Source organism: Actinospica acidithermotolerans (genome assembly GCF_018139625.1).
Lineage (GTDB): Bacteria > Actinomycetota > Actinomycetes > Streptomycetales > Catenulisporaceae > Actinospica > Actinospica acidithermotolerans.
Map to the genome: position 1 here is coordinate 1 of NZ_JAGSOH010000066.1, position 21644 is coordinate 21644.

Consider the following 21644-nt stretch of genomic DNA (forward strand, 5'->3'; position numbering starts at 1 on the left):
ACCCCCGCCGACGCGGCCCCCTCCGCGAACGCCGAGGCGAGCCCGCCCCTGCCGTCGTTCTTGGAAGCCGCACCACTCGTCGTCGCCCGTGGACGCTCCGCCACTGTGAACCTCTTCCCATGCGAGATCTCGCCTCAAGCCCGCCGAGGCTACCGGCGCCGTCCCGAGCGCCACGAATCAGCGCGCGAACAGCGTGTGAAGCAGTAGTAAAGGTTACTAATCTGTACAGCCCCCGTCGACGGCGCAGACGATCCGAACCGCCGCGGAAGACGTCGCGGGCCGATTTCCGAGGACGTATGTCGGGGTCAGAGGATGCGCCAGAGATGGTCGGCGGTGCCGCTGTCGGCGTACTGCACGATCTGCGCCGAGTCGGCCGTGGACATGTTCGCGACGCCGAGCACCAGCCCGCTGTTGCGGTTCTGGATGCGGAGCCACGGGCCGCCGCCTGGCAGCAGGCGCCACAGGTGGTCGGCGGTGCCGTTGTCGTCGAACTGGACGACGGCCGCCGAGTCGAGCGTGGACATGCCCGACACGCCCATGACCTTGCCCGAGTTGAGGTTCCGGACCTTCCACCAGCCGCTTGGATCGCTCTCGAAGGTCCACAGGTGGTCGGCGGTACCGTTGTCGTCGAACTGGACGACGTCGGCCGAGTCGAGCGTGGACATGTTCGCCACGCCGAGCACCAGGCCGCTGTTCCGGTTCATGATGCGGACCGGGCCGTCCGGTATCAGCGTCCAGAGGTGGTCGGCGGTGCCGTTGTCGTCGAACTGGACGACGAGTGCCGAATCAGAGGTCGACATGTTCGCCACGCCGAGGACCTTGGCGCTGTTGGCGTTGCGGATGCGCATCGAGCCGTCGCCGTTGTCGATCAGGGTCCAGACGTGATCGAGTGTGCCGCTGTCGGCGAACTGGACCACGTCGGCCGAGTCCGCCGTGGACATGGCCGATACCCCGAGTACGAGGCCGCTGTTCGCGTTGCGGATGCGGACGTTGCCATCGCCGTTGTCGATGAACTGCCAGAGGTGGTCGGCGGTGCCGTTGTCGTCGAACTGGACCACCTGCGCGCTGTCGTCCCAGGACATGCCGGACACGCCCATGACCAGTCCGCTGTTGACGTTGCGCAGCCGGAACCAGCCCCCTGGGACGCTCCACGCGCCTCCGGACGAGGACGCCGCCGGGAACGCGGTGATCCGCAGCCGCGCCGCGCCCATGGGGATCAGCGTCACGTTCGTCGTCGAGGATGCGGCGAAGGGCCCTGGTTCGAGCGGCGTGACCGTGCTCTGATCGTCCGCGGTCCACGCCGCGAGTTGCGCGGCGGGCGCGGTGATGCTGACCGGTACGGTCTGCTGCGTGAACGGGCTCGCCGGGATCGAGCCGGTTGCGCCGTGGAATTCGAGCGCACCGGCGGGGTTCGACGACGGCAGGTCGAGCGCGTAGTTCCACGGCGTGGTGGCGTGCACCTCGTACTCGGGGAACTCCGTATCGCCCGCGAACTGGACGTAGTTCTCGCCGATCTGCAGCGAGTAGTCCAGTGCTCCGTTGGAGACGGACACCGAGGAGTTGCCGGCCCACGTGGTGACCACCGGCGTCGAGGGCAGCTGGACGGTGACGGTGTCGCCGTTGCTCCAGGTCCGGGTGACGGATGTGTACGCAGGGCCTGCCGGCGCGCTGACGCTCTGCCCGTTCACCTTGATCGACGGGGATGCGCACCAGCCGGGAACGCGCAGGTAGAGCGGGAACGTCGCCGGGGCGGAGAGGGAGACCGTCAGGGTGACGGTATCCGTGAACGGATATCCGGTGTCCTCGGTGATCGTGATCGGCGCGGCGGCAGACCCCACCTTTGCGGTCACGGAGCAGGGTGCGTACATGGCGGCGCACAGCCCGTTGTCCGGGGTGGCGAGCCAGAGTTCCTCGGTGAAGTAGGGCCAGCCTTGACCGTAGTTGTGCGGGCAACAGCGGTACTGGTCCACGCCCGGCATGTACGCCTGCAAGGCGAACGTGTCGCTGAACTGCCCTTGTGTTTTGGGCGTATTCGACAGGTCGACGCTGTTGGCCGAGGTGACGTAGTGGGTTCCCTTGCCCCACGGGTCGAGGGCGGCGGGCAGCATGTTGAAGGCGAGTTGCTCGCACCGGTCCGCCCACACGGGGTCGCCGGTGAGCCGGGTCAGCAGCTCGTGGCTCGCCATCAGCTCGACGATGCCGCACGTCTCGAAGCCCTGCCGGGGATCGGTGTAGCCCGGCCGGCAGTTCTCGTCCCCGGCGAAGCCGCCACCCGGGAACTGCCCGTAGACGCCCATGATCGACGCGTAGTCGGTATACGTGTCCTGAGTCATCGCGGACTGCCCGGAACGCTGCGCGTACACCGCCGGTTCGCGGAAGCCCTGGGCGAGATTGACGTTGTGCGGGGTGGGCAGATCGCCGAGCCAGTTCGCGCCATTGGCGTGCATCGTGTCGGCGAGGGTCAGCAGGAAGGCTTCGCCGGTGCGGTTGTAGAGCCAGAACAGCACGTCGAGGCCGTCGGCGATCCGGTACGAGATCCAGCTGGAGGAGAACACCGAGCCCGGCTGTGCGTTCATATACCGGCAGAACCCGGTCATCGCGGTCAGCAGGCCCTGGTCGCCGGTGTACTCCTGGTGGCTGCGCAGCGCCTGGAGCAACGGCAGGTACGGCCAGAAGTCGGGGCCGCCGCCCAGGGACGTGCGCAGTCCGGTGGGTCCGAGGAAGCCGTCGGAAGCCTGCGTGGCGAGGATGCCCTCGATCCACGACGCCGTGTCCGACAACGTTGTCGCGTCCCGGGTGACGTAGCCGAGGTCGCCGTAGCCGCGGAGCCAGTACGGCACCTCCTCCCAGCCGGCCTGCGCGGGATTGAGCCAGCCGGTGGCGGACTTGTCGAGGAAGTGCGAGACGTCCTGATACTTCCCGCACAGGCCGTCGAGCTGCAGCTGGAGCTGCCCGGCGAGCCAGCCCGAGGGGGTGACGGCGCCCGGCGGCAGCCGCAGAAACGCGGTGGGGGCCAGCGGTGCCGCGTTCGGCGAGTAGAGCCCGCCCGGCGCCGGGGCGACGCGGGCGGAGGCGGCGGACGCCCGCGGGACAGGGCCCGCGAAGAGCGCGGCCGCGGTCAGAGCGCCGCCGCGCAGGAGGGAACGACGGGAGAAGGCCATGGGGCAGCTCCGTTGCACGTGGGTTTCAACGTTGCAGGGCCTTATTGAGACACCAGACTGACACGGCGTCAAGCGTCGCGGGAAGAATATCGATGGATCCTGATGCTCCGGATAGTGGAGCCCTTGGCTTGCCGGCCCGGGTCCGAGCCGGCCCGGGTCCCGTGCCGGCCGAGCGCTTCGGCTCGGCCGGCCGCGTCTTCGCCCTCGGCCGGCCGGCCGCGCGCGAACTGGCCCGGAAGGAAGTTCAGCCGGCGCCCGGGAAAATCAGGAGCCGAAGCCCCCGTTGGACCCGCCGACGCGGTGCGGGGCGCCTTCCGCCGCGAGCCGCAGGTCCTGCTGCAGGTCGTAGAAGGCTGGCTTGGGCTGGAGGTTCACGTCGTAGATCGTCCCGTAGCCCTGGCCGGTGAAGAACCCGGGAATCCACGAGTCGGCGTCGCAGAATCCCCAGCAGGTGAACGAGATGCATTCGGGGACCGCGAGGGCGGCCTTGAGCATCTGCGAGAACTCGTACGGCTGGGCGAAGGTCGCCAGGTGGTCGGTGGGCACCTGGGTGGTCGGGCCGTCGACGAAGGTCCGCACGTCGGCCTCCGTGATGGCGACCTTGAGGCCGAGGTCGGCGTACCGCTGCAGGTCCGCGGCCATCTGGGTCGGGAAGCCGTACTGCGTGTCGAGGTGTCCCTGGTCGCCGACGCCGTGGATCGGCACACCCTGCGCCAGCATCTGGCGAAGCCACGCGTACACGGCGTCGCTCTTGGCGTTCGTGCCGTCCTCGCCCGCGATGTTGTAGTCGTTGAAGAACAGCAGTGCGTGCGGGTCGGCTTCGTGGGCCCAGCGGAAGGCGTCGGCGATGATCTCCGTTCCGCAGTTGGCGATCCAGAAGTTGTTCGGGTCGATTCCGGACGGGTTGGCGTCGAGGAAGAACTCGTTGGCGACGTCCCACTGCCAGATCCGGCCGCGGTAGCGGGTGACTTCGGTGAAGATGTGCTGCTTGAGCAGCGAGGCGAGCTCGCCGGCGCTGATCGTGCCGTTCTGCACCCCGGTGGTGAGCCAGTCCGGCAGCTGGTTGTGCCACAGCAGGGTGTGGCCGCGCACGAGTTGCCCGTTGCGTTCGGCGAAGGCGACCAGGGCGTCGGCGTCCGACCAGTCGAACTGGCCTTGCGTCGGCTCGACCGAACCCCATTTCATGGCGTTGCCCGGGGTGACGACCGAGAACTGGTCGGCGAGCACCGCGGCGTAGGACGGGGTGTCGAGGTCGGTCGGTATCACGGCCGTGCCGAAACGCAGGCCGATGCGCGCCGCGAGGTCGCGGAGCGAGTCGGAGCCGGCCGAGTCCGCGGCCGGGGTCGTGTGCGACTGCGCGGCGGCGGCGTCGGCCGGAGCCGTGAGCACGAGCGGGGCTACGGCTCCGGCGCCCATCGCAAGAAAAGTTCTGCGTCGCATTGCGGTTGCTTCTCTCTCATTGGAACGTGCGATGTGGTTCTGTCCAAGGGCATTGCGGCGTCGCTCGGCGGAGCCCCGCGTGGGGAGGCTCCGCCGAGCTGTATCAGGGCGCGGCCTAGGTGCTACAGGACACCGATGGCCAGGTCCACTGCCCGTTCGGCGAGATCGTGACGCTGAAGTTGTTGCCGTTGCCGTTGGGTTTGGCGACCATGACGTACTGGCTCGGCCAGGTGGCGCTGACGTTCGAGGTGGAGTAGACGACGGCGGGGGCGACGAGGTTCATCGTGACGGTCCACGTGGAGGACCCGGTGACCGCGACGTTCAGGCTGTACCAGTTGCTGCCCTGCGAGCCGGCCGAGAGCGTCGCGGTGCACGAACCGCTACCGCCGCCGCCCCCGGTGCCTCCGCCGGAGCCGCTGCCGGAGTTCACGGTGACGCTGTCGTTGCCGCTACCGCCTCCCCACGACTCGGTGGCGAGTATCTGGTAGTTGAGGGTGCCGAGGTTCATGCCGTGGCTGGCCCAGGCGTTGATGAAGTTCTGCGTGGTGATCGTGCCACTGGAGACGGGCGACGTGCGGATCGCAAGGTACTGCTCGAAGGTCGCCGTGCCCTGGATCGAGGGCTGGTTGACCTGCTGGTGCTCGTAGATGTTGTACGTGCCGCCGTCGCTGGTGACCTGGCCCATGTAGGTGCCGGCCGTGTTCGGCGATCCCGAGTAGTTCTCCTCGATGTAGTACTCGACCAGCGGGCTGGTCGACCAGCCGTAGAGCGAGACCAGCGTCGTGCCGCCGGAGGCGTTGAGGCTGCTCGAGAAGTTCACCGTGTTGTTGCTGCCGGGGTTCCAGCCGACGCCGTCGACGAAGTCGCCGACGCCGCTCCAACTGGTCGAGTAGCTGGTCCCCGAGTTGAGGGTCATGCAGGCCGAGCCGGTGCCGTTGGTCCACATCTGGTAGTAGTTGCCGCCGTTGGTTCCGGTCTGGCTCGAGCAGATGGTGGACGCCGCGCTGGCGCTGCCCGGGAGCGCGACGAGGGCCGCGATCAGGGCGAGGACGAGGGTGAGCGCCAGGCGGAGCCGGCCGGCGCCGGGCGCTTTGAGTGGGAATGGAGCATGCACGCGAGTGAGCCTCCTCATTGAGGGTCGTTGGGCGGCGAGGTGGGTAGTGCCGCTTGCCGCCCAAGCGGGAGTGTCCGAGAGAGGGGCGCGTGCCGTCAATGGATTTCGGAAAAGTTTCGAAGAGTGCTGCCTAGATCTTCCGCGCCTCAGCTCATTACCGCTGGTCGCAGGGTTCGAAAGTTTCGGAGCGCTGCGCTCAGTCGCCCGGTCGGCAGGGCGCGGCGGTGCTGCTGCGCACGATCAATTCCGTCGCCAGCTCGACCCGGGTGGCGGCGGAGACCCGGTCGCGCCCCGCGGCGAGGCCGAGGACGATGCGGGCCGCGGTGGCGGCCATCTCGGTCAGCGGCTGCCGCACGGTCGTCAGCGCCGGCCCGACCCAACGGGCGGCCGGCAGGTCGTCGAAGCCGACGACGCTGAGGTCCTCCGGGATGCGCAGGCCAAGTTCGCGTGCGGCCCGGTAGACCCCGAGCGCCTGCAGGTCGTTGCCCGCGAACACGGCGGTGGGACGGTCCGCGAGCCGCAGCAGCTGCCTGCCGCACTCGCTGCCGGCCTCGTCGTGGAACGGGCCCGAGCGCACCAGCGCGGGATCGAACCGGAGCCCGGCCGTCTCGAGCGCGGCCCGGTAGCCGTCGACGCGCGCGCGGCTGCACAGCATGTGTTCGGGTCCTGCGATCACGCCGATCCTGCGATGGCCGAGTTCGATGAGGTGGCGGGTGGCGGCCAGGCCGCCCTGCCAGTTGGTCGCGCCGACGGCGGGGACGTCGGGGTCGAGGTCGCCGACCGGGTCGATGACCGCGAACGGGATGTCGCGGGCGGCCAGCTGCGCGCGCTGAGCCGGGCCGAGCTTCGAGAGCACGAGCAGGACACCGGCGGACCTGCGGGCGAGCACGCCGTCGAGCCACGACTGGCCCGGGGTGATGCGGCCCGCGGACTGCGAGAGCACCAGGCTCAGCCCTTCCGCGTGGGCGACCTGCTCGGCGCCGCGTATCACCTCCATCGCCCACGCGCTCTCGAGTTCGTGGAAGACCAGGTCGAGCAGGGGCGCCGCATGAAGACCGCGGCGCCGGTACCCGTACTCGAGCAGCAGCGCCTCGACGCGCTCCCGCGTGGCGGCGGCCACGTCCGCCCGGCCGTTGAGCACCTTCGAAACAGTCGGGGCGGAGACCCCGGCCGCACGGGCGATGTCGGTCAGGGTCGCGGGCTCGCGGGCAACGGAGGTCACGGCACGGATCCTAACCCAACCCCGCGAAAGGATTCGAGGGAAGGCCCAAAAGCTTTCGGAGCACGATCTGCCGCCGACGTCTCCAGGTTCGCGGACGGGATGAGTTCCGCAGGGCACGATCGCGCGGCGGCCGACAACCTTTCGGGGCCTCGGTGCCGCTACGGCGCAGAAAGTGGCTGATCGGCTCCACGGCCGTCGCGACGGCTGCCGTCGTCGGCGTGCCTCGAACCGAGCACGCCGACGCCACCGACGCCACCGACGCCACCGACGCCACCGACCAGCAGACTCAGAGCACGAAGTTACGCGCGAGAGACCGAGGTCAGTGGCTGATCCGGCTGAATGACATCTGCCAGTTGGGCACCCAGGTGGTGCCGTCGTCGAAGGAGAAGGCCTGGCACCACTGCGCGGTGTTCTCGTCGGTCACGGTCCAGTCGAACTGGACGAGGATCGCCTTGCCCGCCACGGTGTCGGTGCCGTGGAACCTGCCGTGCTTGCCGTCCCAGCGGCCGGTCACCGGCGGGTCGAGGTGACCGGGCGCCGCGGTGGAGGCCCAGCGGATGCTCCACAGGCCCGTCTCCGGGTCGAACAGCCGCAGCGACATGCCCTCGAAGCTCGAGCCGTCCGGCATCCGCTCGACTCGCAGGTTGTCGACATTGCCGAGGCCGCCGACGACCTGGCGCATCCACTGGATGCCGTCGAATTCGACCCACTCGTCGCACGCGGGATCCGCCATGCGGGCCAGCTTGCGATGGTGGACGTGCCATTCGCCGACCAGGAAGTCGAAGTCGTGCCGGCCGTCGTTGCTGTCGTGCGTCGTTGTCATGGAGCCCATGATGAAGCACGCCACTGACAACGTCTGTAAGTGCAGCTCGGGATCGGGTTCGACGACGGATGCGGGCACCCTCCGCCTAGCGCGCCAGGTCGCGGCGGCGGAATCCGGCGAGGCCGACGGCGAGGAAGCCGAGGGTGAACAGGCTCACCCACACCAGGCCGCTCCAGACCGGGGACGCGGCCGTGACGTGCGGGACGTGCCAGAACGGGCTGATGCCGAGCGCCCAGTCCGGGAGCTTGAACGTCGGGCCGAGCAGGGTGAGGGCGAACGCGGCGATCACGCCGATCCACGCGGCGATCTTGACCTGGGGGCGGGCGCCGACGACGGCCACGGACACCGCGGTGACGGTCCACACCGCCGGCGCGGTCGCGACAGCCTGGAGCAGCACGTCGCCGAAGGACACGCCGATGTCCGCGGTCCCGGCCATCACGGCGATCACGAGGCCGGCCACGAGCAGTCCGAGGGTGGGCCCGGCGAGTGCGATCAGGATGTTCGAGCCGAAGTAGGACGGGCGCCGGACGGCGGTGGCCAGGACGGGCTCGACCCGGTCGTCCATCTCCTCGGCGCGGACCTTGAGCATGGACTGCACCCCGCCGACCGCCGCGATGATCCCGGTGAGCGAGAGGATCGTGACGAGGAACGAGCCGACCAGCGCGCCGGGGGCGGTGGCGCCTCCGGCCAGCACGTTCGCGGCGGCGGGGTTTCCGGCCAGCAGGCTCGTGACCGAGGTGGCGAGGTTCCCGAAGACGCTGCCGAGCAACGCGAACGCGACCGTCCAGGAGATCACCGGCGCGCGGTTGAGCCGCCACGCCAGCGCGGTGGTGCTGCGGACCTTGCCGCGCGCGGGCCCGGGGCGCGGGGCGATGGTGCCCTGGCCGAAGTCCCGGCGCCCCTGCAGCCGCGCGGCCACGACCGAGAGCAGGAGGGCGACGGCGAGGCCGGGCAGCAGCGGCCACCACCTGTTTTCGGTCGCGGGCCTGGTCTGCTCCATCCAGCCGAGCGGGGTGGTCCAGGCGACCCAGGCCGGGAGGTTCATCGTGTCGATGTAGCCGCGCAGCAGGAAGAGCGTGCCGAGAGTGGCCACCGCGATCGTGGAGGCTGTGCGCGCGTCCGAGCCGATCTGCGCCGCGACGGCGGCGACCGCGGCGAACATCAGTCCCGTGACGGTGAAGGTCGCGGCCAGCAGGCACGCGTCCGGCCAGTTGCTGCCGGACAGGCCGGTGGCGACGGCGGCGACCACGCCGAGCACGATCGAGGCCAGCGACGCCATAGCGACCGCGACGACCAGTCGGGCCGAGCGGCCCAGGACGCCGGAGGCGAGCAGTTCGGCCTGCCCGGAGTCCTCCTGCGCGCGGGTGGCGCGGATCACGGCGAAGATAGCCATCAGGGCCGTGATGAACCCGCCGAGCGCCAGGGCGCGCCACGTGTTGAAGCCCTCTGCCGTGGACAGGTCGCGGGCCGGGCCGAAGATCAGGCTCAGGGCGGGGTTCGCGCCGAGGGTCGCCGCGAGCTGCCTGCGGTCCGCCTGCGTCGGGAACGCGTAGGGGTAGACGATGATCGAGGAGATCGAGAGTGCGGTGACGACCGCGATCCACGGCGCGAAGGAGCGGGCCTCCTGCTTGAGGGAGGCGGTCAGCAGCGGGCGTGTGCCCGCGAGGGCCGGGCTCACTTGGCGCCCCCGGCTTCGCCCTCGGTCGTCTCGTAGTGGCTCAGGAACAGGCTCTCGAGCGACGGCGGGGCGACGGTGAGGGAGGCGAACCCGTAGCCGGTCAGTGCGCTGATCGCCTCGGTGATCCGCGCGGAGTCCACGCTCGCGCTCAGCCGGCGCCCGTCGAGGTGGACGTCCTCGAGCACGGGCACTGCGGCGAGCGCCGCCGCGGCCTCGGACTCCCCGCCCGGCAGGTGCTGGACGACGGCGTGGATGCTGGTGCGGGCATGGCCGCGTAGCTGGTCGAGGGTGCCGGACTCCACGATCCTGCCGTCGCGGATGATGCTGATCCGGTCCGCCAGCGCCTCGACCTCGGACAGGATGTGGCTTGAGAGCAGCACCGTGACGCCGCGGGCCTTCACCTCACCGACCACCTCTTGGAACACCGCCTCCATCAGCGGGTCCAGCCCGCTGGTCGGCTCGTCGAGGATCAGCAGCTCGACATCGCTGGCCAGCGCGGCGACGATGGCGACCTTCTGCCGGTTGCCCTTCGAGTACTGCCGCCCGCGCTTGGTCGGGTCGAGCTCGAACCGCTCGACGAGCTCCGCGCGGCGGCGCTCGTCCACCCCGCCGCGCAGCGCGGCGAGCAGGTCGATCGCCTCGCCCCCGGTCATCCCGGGCCACAGCGACACATCGCCCGGGACGTACGCCAGGCGCCGGTGCAGCTCGACGACGTCGCTCCACGGATCCGCGCCGAGCATCCGAACCTTGCCGCCGCTCGCCTTGAGCAGCCCGAGCAGCACCCGGATCGTCGTGGACTTGCCCGCCCCGTTGGGGCCGAGGAAGCCGTGCACCTGGCCCCGCTCGACCCGCAGGTCCAGGCCGCGCAGGGCCTGGAACCCGCCGAAGTTCTTGGTCAGGCCCTCGATCTCGATCACTTCGTTCGCGGCGGCCACCGGCGCCCTCTCTCGTACGGGAAACAGCGGAAGGAAGGATCCGCGCGGCACCCGGGCCGCGCGCGTGGCCGGTGACGCGTTCCGGCCACCGGCGTGTCAGACCACGATCACGGTCTTGCCGGACAGGGCGCCCCGGTCGGCCTCGGCGTGCACGGCGGCGAGTTCGGCCAGCGGGCGGCGCTCGGCGACGTTGACGCTCAGGGTGCCCGCGGCTACCCGCTGGAGGAGTTCGGCCAGTTGTGCGGCGTCGCTGCGCACGGCCATCTGCACGACCTTGATACCTCGGCCTGGATCGGCGGACGGCGGGGTGGTGGCGGTGACGAAGACCCCGCCGTCGACGGCGAGCGCGGCCAGGGCATCGCTCTGCTCGGGGGTGGTCGGGGCGAAGTTGAGCACGAGGTCGAACGGGCCCTTCGCGGCCTCGGCCAGCGGCGTCGCGATGTGGTCGATGACGTGGTCGGCCCCGTAGGCGCGCACCCGCTCGGCGCTGCGTGGGCTGGCGCTCGCGGTGACCTCGGCGCCGGCCTCGTGGGCGAGCTGCACCGCGTACCCGCCGACCGCGCCGCCGGCGCCGTTGACCAGCACCCGCCGGCCCGAGGTGAGGCCGCCGTGCTCGAACACCGCCTGCCAGGCGGTCAGTCCGGTCCCGGGCAGCGCCGCCGCGTCGACCGGATCGACGCCGTCGGGCAGCGCGGCCAGGACCTCGGCCGGGGCCAGCACGTACTCGGCCGACGCACCGGTTGCGGTCAGCGGCAGGAACGCCGCCACGGCCGCGCCCTCGGCCCACCCGGTTACCTCCGGCCCGACCGCCGCGACGGTCCCGGTGACATCCACCCCGGGCACGTGCGGGAGCTCGAGCGGGAGCATCTCCTTGAGGTATCCGGCTCGGAACGCGGCGTCCGCCGGGTTGAACGAGGTCGCAGTCACCTTCACCAGTACCTGTCCGGCACCCGGCTCCGGCGTCGGAACGTCCTCCAGCACCAACTCGCTGCTCGCGCCGTACCGGTGGTAGCGCACCGCCTTCATGGCCTGCTCCGTTCCCGAGGGGAGCGCACGGCGGACACCGCGCGCGAAATATGCTTCCAGTTGGAAACAGTTCCGCACGCTATCATGCTTCGAGTTGGAAACGAAAGGACCGGATGGGCGATGACACTCGACGCACGCCGCACCCAGGCGTACTTCGCCCTCATGGAGGCGAGCGGACTGCTCCAGCAGCTCATGGAAGACCAGCTGCGCCGCGACGGCGGCCTCAGCTACCTCCAGTTCTTCCTGCTCGCCCGCCTCGCCGAGGCGCCGGGCGGCCGGATGCGGATGACCGACCTCGCCGACACCGTCGTGCACAGTCGCAGCGGCCTGACCTACCAGGCCGGCCGCTTGGAGAGCGCCGGGCTGCTGCGGCGCGAACCCTCCCCCGACGACGAGCGCTCCGTCACCGCCGCCATCACCGACCAGGGCCGCGACCTGCTGGCGAAGGTGCTGCCCGGCCACGTCGCGATCGTCGAGCACGGCATGTTCGACGCCCTCGACGACCAGCAGACCGACGCGTTGACCGACGCCCTCGGCGCAGTCCGCGACAAGCTGCGCAACCTCGCCCCCACATCTGCCCAACGCCGCCGCAGCCGCGGCTGAGGGACCGACACCGAGTGCGCGCCGGCGGTAGAAGACAACCGGGTGCGAGCCGCTGGTAACGGCGCGCACGCTCTCGTTCGACGCCCCGGTCGCCGAGCCGCAGCCGCAGCCGCAGCCATGAGCCTGTCGCGCCACGGCTATCGCGCGTCCGGTCGGTCCGCGGCGGCCGCGAGCATGGGATTCGGTGAAGCGGTGGAGCGGTGGAGCGGTGGGGGGCTTCCGGTCCGGACGCGGCGGGCGGAACCCGCCGCGTCCGGAGTCCTTTTCGAGGTTCGGGTCAGTGCACGATGACCGGGATCTCGTCCTGAGGTCCTCCGGCGTCTGATCCGCCGGAGGACGCGTCGGCGTCCGGGGCATGCGCAGAGCGCAGCGGAGCGGCGTTCACAAGTACGGCTGCCGTGATCGACGCCAGCACGAGCAGCCCGGCGGCCGTCCAGAACGCGACCGTGAAGCCGTGCACCATGGCGGACAACTTCAACAATCCGGCGGCTGCCTGCGAGTGCACGGCTGCCGCGTGCGAGGCGGCATAGTTGGCCGTCGCGCTGTTGGCGAGGGTGCTGAGCAGAGCGGTGCCGATCGCGCCGCCGACCTGCTGGGAGGTGCTGACCATGGCCGAGGCGACGCCGGCGTCCTGCGGCTTGACCCCGAGGGTGGCCAGGTTCATCGACGGCATGAACACCAGGCCCATCCCGAAGCCGATCATCAGCAGCGCCGGCAGCACGTGCGTAGCGTACGAGCTGCCGACCTGGATCTGCGTCAGGATCAGCATGGCCGAGGCCGCGATCAGCGCGCCGGGGGCCATCAGGTACCGGGCCCGCACCTTGGGCAGCAGCCGCACCGCGACCTGCGTGGCGCCGAGCATCATGCCGACCACCATCGGCAGGAACGCCAGGCCGCTGGTGACCGGGGTGTACCCCAGTACGACCTGCAGGTAGTACGTCAGGAACAGGAACGCCCCGAACATCCCGACCACCGCGATGCCGAGCGTCAGGTACGCGCCACCACGGTTGCGGTCCGTGACCACTCGCAGCGGGAGTAGCGGAGCACTGGTACGCGACTGGACGAGGACGAACACGCTAAGCAGCACCACGGCCGCGATGATGAAACCGAGCGTGACACCTGAGCCCCAGCCGTCGGTCTCGGCCTTGTTGAACCCGTAGACCAGCGACGCCAGACCCGCGCTCGCCAGGACGATGCCGGGGATGTCGAGCCTGTTGCGGTTGCGCCCGCCCTCAGGCTCCTTGATCTCGAACACGGCGCCGGCCACGGCGATCACAGCGAAGAAGACGTTGATGTACAGGGTCCAGCGCCAGTTCGCGTACTCGGTGAGCACGCCGCCGAGGATGAGGCCGACGGCCGCGCCGGCGCCGGAGATCGCGCCGTAGATGCCGAAGGCCTTGGCCCGCTCCTTCGGCTCGGTGAACATGACCGCGAGCAGCGAGAGAGCCGCCGGGGCGAGCAGCGCGCCGAACGCACCCTGCAGTGCGCGGGCACTGAGCAGCATGCCGGTGTTCAGCGCCGCGCCGCCGAGGGCCGAGGAGGCGGCGAAGCCGACCAGGCCGGTGATGAAGGCGCGCCGACGGCCCCAGCGGTCCGCGATGCGGCCGCCGAACAGCAGCAGGCCGCCGAAGGCCAGCGCGTAGGCCGTCACCACCCACTGCCGGTTCGCGTCGGAGATGCCCAGGTCCCGCTGCGCGGACGGCAGGGCGATGTTCACGACGGTGCCGTCGAGCACGACCATCAGCTGAGCGAGCGCGATGAACGCAAGCGCCCGCCATCGCCTCGGGTCAAGAGTCTGCGCTATCGGTGAAGTGGTCATCACGAAGGCCTTGTCTGTATGGGTTCGGTCGGTGCGGGTTCGGGCGGTGCGGGATCGGGTGGAGCGGGTGCGCGGCGCGGCCCGGGCTGGTGGGCCAGTGGCAGTAGAACGCGGTCGATCACGGTGAGGGCGAAGTCCGCGTCGGGCGCCTGACCGGTCGTCATCATGCGGTGGAAGACCATCGCCGGCAGCACCCCGGCGAGTAGGTCGAAGTCCTGCTGCGGCGGGATCTCCCCGCGCCGGACCGCTCGCTCGAACGCGGTGAGCTGCATCCGCTTGCGCGGCGCGAGGAAGTGCTCGGCGAACGCGTCACGCAGCTCGGCGTCGTGCACCAGCGCGGAGACCAAGCCCGCGGTGACGCCGGTCTGGAACGGATCGTCCCCCGCGCCGAAACCGCACGTCATCGCCACCAAGTCGCCTCGCAGCGAGCCGGTGTCGACTTCGTCCGGGATGGCCTTCATCCGGCTGAGCGCGTCGGCGACCATGGAGGCCTTACCCGTCCACCGCCGGTAGAGGGTGGCCTTGCCCGCGCCGGCCCGGGCCGCGACGGCGTCCATGGTCAGCCGGTCGTAGCCGAGCTCGCTCAGCAACTCGAGGGCGGCCCGGCACAGCTCGTCGTGCCGGGCGGTGGTGCGGATGCGCCCATGAACGGCGTAAGCGCTGGTCACCGCCCCTCCCTTCGTAGCGCGACGAGCAGGTATCGAAACGCGCGCGTATCGATACTACAGCGTAGCGAAACTAGAGCGTCTCGCCTAGCGCGGGCCCAGAGCATGGCGCGCGAATCGAGGGAGATGCTGGTCGATCAGCTCTCTGCGATGCGAGCGCCAGGGCCGAAGAATTGGTCGGCGATCCGCTGGGCGAGTTGCTCGTCCGGGACTGTGCCGGTCAGGACGTAGTGGTGGTGGACCAATGCCGTGGGCAGGACGGCCAGCAGTTCGACATCGGTGTGCGGCCCGAGTTCGCCGCGTTCGACGGCGCGTTCGATGATCGTGCGGAACCCGGCCGTCAGCTCGCCGCCGAGATGCTGGCCGAAAAGTCGCTTGAGTTCGGGATCGGCCAGCACCTCCCCCACCCACACCTGAGCCTGCCGGAAGTCGATCAGTGCGCGCAGGTATGTGGAGATGTCCTGGTGCAGGCTGCCGGTGTCGGGCGGCTCCGGCCGACCGGCGAGGCCGACTTTGGCGACGGCGTCCAGGATCAGCGCGTCCTTGCCGGCCCAGCGTCGATAGAGGCTGGTCTTCGCCACTTCCGCGCGCTGCGCCACGGCTTCGATCGACAAGCGCGCATACCCCTGCTCGCCGAGTACCTCCAGGGCCGCGGCCAGAATCGCCTCGTCCACCTTCGGATCGCGCGGCCGACCGCCTTTCGACGCGGGCGCCGGGCCCTCGCCGCCCGCCGAGGCCGGCATCCGTGCTCCCGTCCATAGGCTTCGATGACGCTGCATGAGCGTGTGATACCCGACCTGTCCCAGTGATGACCTCGCAGGCCGCACGTTCGGGTTGCCGGTCAGCCCGCATACATCGTAGTGCGCGATAAACCGGGCCAAGGCGTCGCGGGTGCAGCGCGGCGCGCCGCCCAATCGGGCGCTCCTGCCACCCCGATCATCCGCGCATCCCTTCCGGCAGGAGGACTGCTTCGGGCTCGCCGCTGCGGATCAGCTCCAGGATCGTGGCGGCCACCTTCTCGGGCGGGTCCGGCTCGAACCCCGGCGTCAACGAGCCGGCACGCAGCGTCTGGTGGAACTCCGTCGCCGTGACGAACGGGTAGATCGTGGAGACGACGATCCCGTCGTCGGCCAGTTCGGTCCGGGCGGCGTTGCTGAGCATGTTCAGCGCCGCCTTGGTGGCCGCGTAACCGGCGACTCCGCGCAGTTTGGGCATGCGGGTGGTACCGCTGCTGACGTTGACGATGCACCCGCCGCCGGCCGCGCGCATCCCGGGGATCACGGCCTGCATCGCGAGCAGCGCCCCGTACACGTTCAGCTCGACGATCGCCGTCAGGTCCTCGATCGTGATCTGCTCGATCGGAACGTGCAGGCCCTGCCCGGCGTTGTTGACCAGAACATCCACCCGCCCGAACCGGTCGAGCGCCGCCTCGACCAGCCGCCGGATCTGCGCCGGATCACGCACGTCGGTCTCCACCGGCAGCACGTCGCCGCCGATCTGCTCGGCCAGGACCTCGAGCCGCTCGCGCCGACGCGCGGCGAGCACCAGCCGCGCTCCCGCCTCGGCGGCGGCGCGGGCGGTGGCCTCCCCGATTCCCGCGGATGCACCGGTGATGAGCACGACCTTGCCGTTGATATCCATGCGCCCTCTCCTACCTCATCCGCTGCCGTGAGCCAAAACCGGCCGCGGCTCGACAGGCTAGTCGCGGCCGCTATCGGCGACCTGCGTAGAGCGCTTGGCTGCTGCCCCAGAGGCTGCTGCGGTTGAGGTGGTCCGGGTGCCGCCGGATCATGGCGTGGTAGAACCCTTCCGGCGTCGGTTCTGTCATCAGCACCTCGTCGACGTCGGCGAGATACCGACGGGTCTGCTCGATTTGCCGCGCCGCGTCATCGTCGAGCTCGCCGTTCTTGTGGCCGGCGACGAGCCTGCCTGCGCCGAGCGCTTCGACCACATCGATGGCCCCGCGCCACGCATCGCGACCCCCGTCGCCGGATTCGACGAGGTATTGATGGACCCCGTTGTAGACGACATCGCCGGCGACGACGAGACCGAGATCGGGCACGTGCAGCACGCTGGTGTCGTCGGTGTCGCTGTGCCCGACCTCGATGATGGGCAGCTCATGTCCCTCGAGACCGAGCCGGTTGCCGATCTCCTCGGTAGCGGTGGCGGTGACCGGGGACGCCGGGATCTGGTCAGGCACGATCCTGTCCCAGAAGCCGGCGCGTGCCTGAACGGCGCGACGCATCTGCTCGATGGTCCCGGCCGTGGCCACCACCCGGGCCCCGGGGAATCGGTCGGCGAGGCTCGCGGCGGTGAACCAGTGGTCACCGTGGGCGTGGGTGGCGAAGATGTAGGTGAGCCTCCTCCCGGCGGCTTCGACCCGGTCCGCCACGCGCTCCGCCTGGGCGGCGGTGAGCGGCGGGTCGATGAGTACCGCCTCGCGCCGACCGTATACGAGCGTCGTGGACACCGGTGCCCAGGTTCGGGCGCCTCCGTCCGGGGTGCGATCCGGCATGGCGAGCGGGATCGCCGGAGACACGAGGACTTCGTAGTCCAGTCCGGTGGCGGTCACTGCGCTGCTCCGAACGATGCGAGGGCGTCTTCGGCCTGGGCCCGGTTCAGCAGGCGTACGTGCCGGCCGGGTTGCGTCGAAGCGGAGGCGGCGGCGGCGACCGCGCCGATCTGTGCGGACGTGATCTGAGACGGGTCTGCGGTCTCGACGAAGCGCGTCGCCACGGGGCCGAGTTCGAGCAGGAACACGCGCTTGGTGCCCTGGAGTTCGGCGGCGAGCACCTGGTGCATCATGAGGAGCGCGGTCTGCTCCATGCTCACCAGGCCGCTACCCGGGATCGGGGCGTGGGCTGACTCGCCGACGACTATGGAGTACGCGCCCTGCTTCGTCATCCGGGGCACGGCCGCGCGCAGCACGGCCATGTGGGCGGTGGCCAGGCCCACGAAGGCGCCCTGCCAGTCGGTCTCGTCGATCTCCCACAGCCGCTTGCCGTGCCACCAGCCGCCGATCGGGGCGAGGACGTCGTCCACGCCGCCGAGCCGGTCGACCATGGTGGCCACCAGGGCCTCGGCACCGGCGAAGCTCGTGTAGTCGTGCTCGAACAGGTGCAGGCGCTCGGTCGCGTCGCTTCCGAGCAGGGCGCGGAACTCCGCCGCCCGCTCGTTGCTGCGCGTGGGCACCACGACCTGGGCGCCGGCTGCGAGGTAAGCACGGACAGCGCCTTCGCCGACTCCTCCGGTGCCGCCGGGGATCAGCACGCGCCGACCGCTCAAATCAGGAGACGGAGTGGCTTCGGACATGGTGCGCTCCTTCAAGGACGACGGACGGGCATCGACCCGCCCGAGGGACTGCGTTGGGAAACCCAACGTTGTGAGGCCCAACGTAACACACTTCGGTTGGGCTGGCCAACGGTATAGTGAGGTGCATGAACGAGGAGGAGGACGACCTGAGGCCGCCGGCGCGTCTGCGCGCGCTCACCAGCTGGCAGGCGAACAAGGTCTCCACGATCGGGGCCCGCATGACCGCCCGGCACATGCCGCTGACGGCGCGCTCCGACTTCGCCGTGCTCGCGGCGCTGGAGGAGTACGGTCCGTTGAGCCAGGCCGATCTCGGCAGGCGGCTGGGCCTGGACCGCAACGACGTCAGCGGCATCGTGACGCGGCTTCAGGAAGGCGGCTACCTCGACCGCCAACCCGATCCCGGTGACCGGCGCCGGAATCTCGTCACCGTGAACCAGGCCGGCCTGCGCTACCTCGAGGAAACCCAGGCCAACGCCGACAAGGCCCAGGCCGAACTGCTCGCGGGCCTGACGACGGACGAACGCCGCCAACTCCACGCGCTCTTGGCCAAGGCCCTGGAGGCTCACCAGCGGGAACCCGCCTGACTCGGGCTCGCAGCGGCTGAGTGACATGCGGATCCGTTCCACCGGGCCCTAAGGCCCTGCCCTCAGCGTCCACGGCCTGGTGCTATGGCCGAAAGGACGCGTCCCCGCGTGGAGAGAAGCGGTGATCAGGGTGAGCGCGAAGCAAGTGATAGTCGTCGGCGGGAACTTCGGTGGTCTGGCCGCGGCCCTGGAGCTCAAGTACGAACTCGCGGACGACGTGGCGGTGACGGTGGTCTCGGCCTCCGCGCGGTTCCTGTTCAACCCGTCCCTGATCTGGCTGCCGTTCGGCAAGCGGCGGGCCGGGGACATCACGTTCCCACTGGAGCCGACCTTCGACGCGCACGGCGTGGAGTTCGTGCACGCCGAAGCCACGGCGATCGACCCGGCCGCCCGGACCGTTACGACGTCCACCGGTGCCGAGTACCGGTACGACTACCTGATCCTCGCCACCGGGTATCGCAACGACTACGAGGCCGTTCCGGGCCTCGGCCCCGACGGCTGCGCCCAGTCGATCACGACACTCGCCGACGCGGAGCGCGCCGGCGCGGCCTGGCGCGACTTCCTCGACGACCCCGGGCCGGTGGTGATCGGGGCCACCCAGGGGGCCAGCTGCTTCGGCGCGGCCTACGAGTTCCTGTTCAACATGTCCCACCAGCTGCGCAAGTCGAAGCTGAACGAACTGACTTCGCTGACCTTCCTGACCGCCGAGCCGTTCGTCGGGCACTTCGGGATCGGCGGCCTGCCGGGCGGCGAGAAGCTGCTGAAGATGTTCCTGAAGAAGGAGGGCATCGCCGTGCGGACGGGCGTCGCGTTCGAGGAGGTCGGGGGCGACTACGTCCGGCTGACCGACGGCTCAAAGGTGAAGTTCGCCTACTCGATGGTCGTGCCGCCCTTCGTCGGCCAGGACGTCGTGCGCGCGGTCCCGAACCTGACCGACGGCAAGGGCTACATCCCGGTCGAGGACACGTACCGGTCGAAGGCCTACCCGGAGATCTACGCCGCGGGCATCGCCGCGCAGGTCCCGGTGCCGTGGCGCACCTCGGTGCCGATCGGCATCCCGAAGACCGGCTTCCCGACCGAATCGATGGCGAAGGTCGCCGCCCGCAATGTCGCCTCGGCGATCAAGGGCGAGGACCCGGTCTCGCACAAGGAGTTCGGCGAGATGGCGGCGGTGTGCATGATGGACGCAGGCAACAACGGCGTGCTCATCCTGGCCGATCACATGCTCCCGCCGCGCAAGGCCGCAGTCATGATCCCCGGCCCGCAGGTGCACGCCATGAAGCTGGCGTTCGAGAAGTACTACCTGTGGAAGTCCCGCCACGGCTACGTGCGACTGCCGTGAGTGCGACACATTGAATGAGTTCGGATCCCTCCCGGTCATCCGCGGTGCACGTTATGACTGGTCGCCTTGCCGGACGGGATCGGGCGCTGCTGCGGTGGACGGTGTATCGCGCCGGATGGGCAGGAGGATCGCGGACGGGTGCGCCGGGCCGTGGTGGACCGACTGGGTCGCGGGGCGCAGCGTGGTGGCGGTAGCGTGAGGTTCGCCCGTGCCGGGATTGCGCGCGTACCGCGGGAACGCGCCGCTGGAGATCTGGACCCTGATGCGATGCCCGCGCTTGAACAGCTGCGCCGTCGGCCAGAGCCGCACGTGAGCGCAGGAGAGCTCGTCGGCGGCGGAAAGACTGATCAGACCGTCGCACACATTGGTGGATCGGCCATCCGGATCGACGTCGCAGAGTCGGACGAAGACGTCGGCATGGGGCAGGCTGGACTGGAACCAGATCTCTGCGTTGACCTCGCCGACGACCTCGACGTCCTCGGCAAGCGCCTCGGTGGTGTAGGTGAGCACATCCGCACGGGCCTCGAGGGCCGCGTTGTCGACGCGGCCGCTGTCTTTCACCATGCGCACGCCTCCGGCGGCGGGAGTGGGGTCCGCCGGGTCGTAGCGGTACGTGTCGGGGGCTGATTCACGCGGCGCTTCGGCGGAGAGCGCGCCGTCAGGCTGCAGGTGGAAGCGCTGTGTCTCGTATCCGCTCGGCGGCCAGGAGCCGAACTCGCGCCAGGACTCCTCACCCATCACGTACAGCCGCACCGGGGCTCGCTCCGGCGGCTGCTCGCTGCGGGCGTGAGGGAGCCCGAACTCGACCGCTTCCCGCACGGCCGTGTCGTTGAAATCGAGGTGCGTCCACGGGCCCACCGTCAGGTGCGCGTGGCGTTCGGCGTCCTGCAGGGTCCGGAAGTCGCGCAGTTGGCCGGGAAGGAAGATGTCGAACCAGCCGCCGATCAAGCTGACCGGCACGGTCACCGCTGCCACCCGATCGCGGTGGTCGACGCCTGACCAGCGAGGGTCGGCGGCGTCGTGCGCGAGGATGTCCTGGATGTAGTCCGAGCGGTGGCCGATGGCCGCGACGTCGGCCTCCCCCAGCGGCAGGGTGCGCAGCGCCCGGCGCGTCTTCCTGGCCTGCCCGGCCTGGCGGAACATCGCGCCACGGCGCTCCTGCGTGCCGACCAGGACTCCCCAGCCGAACGGCGTCTCGAGCGAGAAGGCGTCCTTCTCCAGGAATCCGAGAGTGAGCGCCGACTCGGTCGCCTGCGGGATCATCGCCTTGACCTGGGGCGGCAGCCGGTCGGCGACCGCCCACTGCACGTATCCCAGGTAGCTCGGGCCGTACAGCACGATCGAATCGCCGAACCACGGCTGCCTCACCAGCCACTCCAGGGTCGCAAGCCCGTCCTCGCGCTCCTGACGAAGCGGGTCGAAGGTGCCGCCGGAGCCGAAGCCGCCGCGCACGCTCTGGATCAGCACCTGGTACCCGCGCTCGGCCAGCGGCCGGGCCATGAACATGCCGAACGGACCAGACCGGCCGTACGGCGTGCGCAGCAGCGCGGTCGGCAGCCCCTCCCCGCCGGCTCGCGGAGCCCACCGGTCCGCCAGCAGTTCGACCCCGTCGGCCATCGGGACCCGCAGATCCCGCTCGACGACGAGGTCCCGCGTCCTCGGCGGGTCGAGCTTCAGGCGGCGCTCGATGAGACGGCTGCCGAGGTTCAACGGACTTCTCCTTCGCTCGGAAATGCACTGGCGGGACGGTTCGAGCCGCTCGGTGGAGGCCGGGCGGCCGAGTTGGCGGCGACGAGGGAACGAGCGTGCCCTCTGAGCGCTCTGCCGAGCACTGATGAGCACTGCCGGGCTCAGGGCACGATGACAGGTTAGAGGCCGGCTCGCCCGTTCGGGTGGCCCGGGTGGCGATGAGCCCGGCGG

At 70.2% G+C, this 21644-nt stretch carries 18 protein-coding genes; 3 read left to right on the plus strand and 15 right to left on the minus strand.

Translation table 11 applies throughout. The features are described 5' to 3' along the window. Window positions 1-305: 305 nt before the first annotated feature. From KDK95_RS20890 to KDK95_RS20925, 8 genes are all read right to left on the minus strand, one after another. Window positions 306-3161, minus strand: coding sequence for an RICIN domain-containing protein (locus KDK95_RS20890; RefSeq protein ID WP_212519917.1), 2856 nt, complete (start codon window positions 3159-3161; stop codon window positions 306-308). Between the two features lie 264 nt (window positions 3162-3425). Next, the gene (locus tag KDK95_RS20895) at window positions 3426-4601 is read right to left on the minus strand and encodes an endo-1,4-beta-xylanase (protein WP_249161632.1); all 1176 of its coding nucleotides are present in this window, start codon (window positions 4599-4601) and stop codon (window positions 3426-3428) included. Window positions 4602-4716: 115 nt separating this feature from the next. Further along, window positions 4717-5715, minus strand: a complete 999-nt coding sequence (locus KDK95_RS20900; RefSeq protein ID WP_307844518.1) for a glycoside hydrolase family 11 protein — start codon at window positions 5713-5715, stop codon at window positions 4717-4719. Window positions 5716-5911: 196 nt separating this feature from the next. Further along, the gene (locus KDK95_RS20905) at window positions 5912-6937 is read right to left on the minus strand and encodes a LacI family DNA-binding transcriptional regulator (RefSeq protein ID WP_307844519.1); all 1026 of its coding nucleotides are present in this window, start codon (window positions 6935-6937) and stop codon (window positions 5912-5914) included. Window positions 6938-7256: 319 nt separating this feature from the next. After that, entirely contained in the window at window positions 7257-7760 is a 504-nt protein-coding gene (locus tag KDK95_RS20910; RefSeq protein WP_212519919.1) for a hypothetical protein, read from the minus strand. A gap of 85 nt (window positions 7761-7845) precedes the next feature. Continuing rightward, the gene (locus KDK95_RS20915; RefSeq protein WP_212519920.1) at window positions 7846-9438 is read right to left on the minus strand and encodes an ABC transporter permease; all 1593 of its coding nucleotides are present in this window, start codon (window positions 9436-9438) and stop codon (window positions 7846-7848) included. Continuing rightward, complete coding sequence (locus KDK95_RS20920; RefSeq protein ID WP_212519921.1) at window positions 9435-10373, minus strand: ABC transporter ATP-binding protein; 939 nt, start codon at window positions 10371-10373, stop codon at window positions 9435-9437. The genes KDK95_RS20915 and KDK95_RS20920 overlap by 4 nt, the downstream gene beginning before the upstream one ends. A 96-nt stretch (window positions 10374-10469) precedes the next feature. Beyond that, window positions 10470-11399 carry an NADP-dependent oxidoreductase gene (locus KDK95_RS20925; RefSeq protein WP_212519922.1) on the minus strand — a complete coding sequence of 310 codons (930 nt, stop codon included), beginning with the start codon at window positions 11397-11399 and terminating at the stop codon, window positions 10470-10472. Between the two features lie 120 nt (window positions 11400-11519). Here KDK95_RS20925 and KDK95_RS20930 point away from each other — a divergent pair, with 120 nt between their 5' ends. Further along, complete coding sequence (locus KDK95_RS20930; protein WP_212519923.1) at window positions 11520-12002, plus strand: MarR family winged helix-turn-helix transcriptional regulator; 483 nt, start codon at window positions 11520-11522, stop codon at window positions 12000-12002. Window positions 12003-12279: 277 nt separating this feature from the next. Here the strand turns inward: KDK95_RS20930 and KDK95_RS20935 are convergent, their stop codons facing one another. The 6 genes from KDK95_RS20935 to KDK95_RS20960 all read right to left on the minus strand — a co-directional run bounded on the left by KDK95_RS20935 (window position 12280) and on the right by KDK95_RS20960 (window position 17798). After that, window positions 12280-13821: an MFS transporter gene (locus tag KDK95_RS20935; protein WP_212519924.1), complete on the minus strand. Its 1542-nt coding sequence runs from the start codon at window positions 13819-13821 to the stop codon at window positions 12280-12282. After that, window positions 13821-14489 (minus strand): TetR/AcrR family transcriptional regulator, encoded by a 669-nt coding sequence (locus KDK95_RS20940; RefSeq protein WP_212519925.1) that lies wholly within the window; start codon window positions 14487-14489, stop codon window positions 13821-13823. The genes KDK95_RS20935 and KDK95_RS20940 overlap by 1 nt, the downstream gene beginning before the upstream one ends. 134 nt (window positions 14490-14623) lie before the next feature. Continuing rightward, entirely contained in the window at window positions 14624-15400 is a 777-nt protein-coding gene (locus tag KDK95_RS20945; RefSeq protein ID WP_212519926.1) for a TetR/AcrR family transcriptional regulator, read from the minus strand. A 22-nt stretch (window positions 15401-15422) separates the two neighbouring features. Further along, the gene (locus tag KDK95_RS20950; RefSeq protein ID WP_212519927.1) at window positions 15423-16127 is read right to left on the minus strand and encodes an SDR family oxidoreductase; all 705 of its coding nucleotides are present in this window, start codon (window positions 16125-16127) and stop codon (window positions 15423-15425) included. Window positions 16128-16197: 70 nt separating this feature from the next. Then, window positions 16198-17058, minus strand: a complete 861-nt coding sequence (locus tag KDK95_RS20955) for an MBL fold metallo-hydrolase (RefSeq protein ID WP_212519928.1) — start codon at window positions 17056-17058, stop codon at window positions 16198-16200. Then, window positions 17055-17798 (minus strand): SDR family NAD(P)-dependent oxidoreductase, encoded by a 744-nt coding sequence (locus tag KDK95_RS20960; RefSeq protein WP_212519929.1) that lies wholly within the window; start codon window positions 17796-17798, stop codon window positions 17055-17057. The genes KDK95_RS20955 and KDK95_RS20960 overlap by 4 nt, the downstream gene beginning before the upstream one ends. 125 nt (window positions 17799-17923) lie before the next feature. Here KDK95_RS20960 and KDK95_RS20965 point away from each other — a divergent pair, with 125 nt between their 5' ends. Then, window positions 17924-18382, plus strand: coding sequence for a MarR family winged helix-turn-helix transcriptional regulator (locus KDK95_RS20965; protein WP_212519930.1), 459 nt, complete (start codon window positions 17924-17926; stop codon window positions 18380-18382). Window positions 18383-18512: 130 nt separating this feature from the next. Continuing rightward, the gene (locus KDK95_RS20970) at window positions 18513-19724 is read left to right on the plus strand and encodes an NAD(P)/FAD-dependent oxidoreductase (protein WP_212519931.1); all 1212 of its coding nucleotides are present in this window, start codon (window positions 18513-18515) and stop codon (window positions 19722-19724) included. A 51-nt stretch (window positions 19725-19775) separates the two neighbouring features. On the opposite strand, the gene KDK95_RS20975 is transcribed toward KDK95_RS20970, so the two are convergent. Continuing rightward, entirely contained in the window at window positions 19776-21434 is a 1659-nt protein-coding gene (locus KDK95_RS20975) for a CocE/NonD family hydrolase (RefSeq protein ID WP_212519932.1), read from the minus strand. Window positions 21435-21644: the final 210 nt, after the last annotated feature.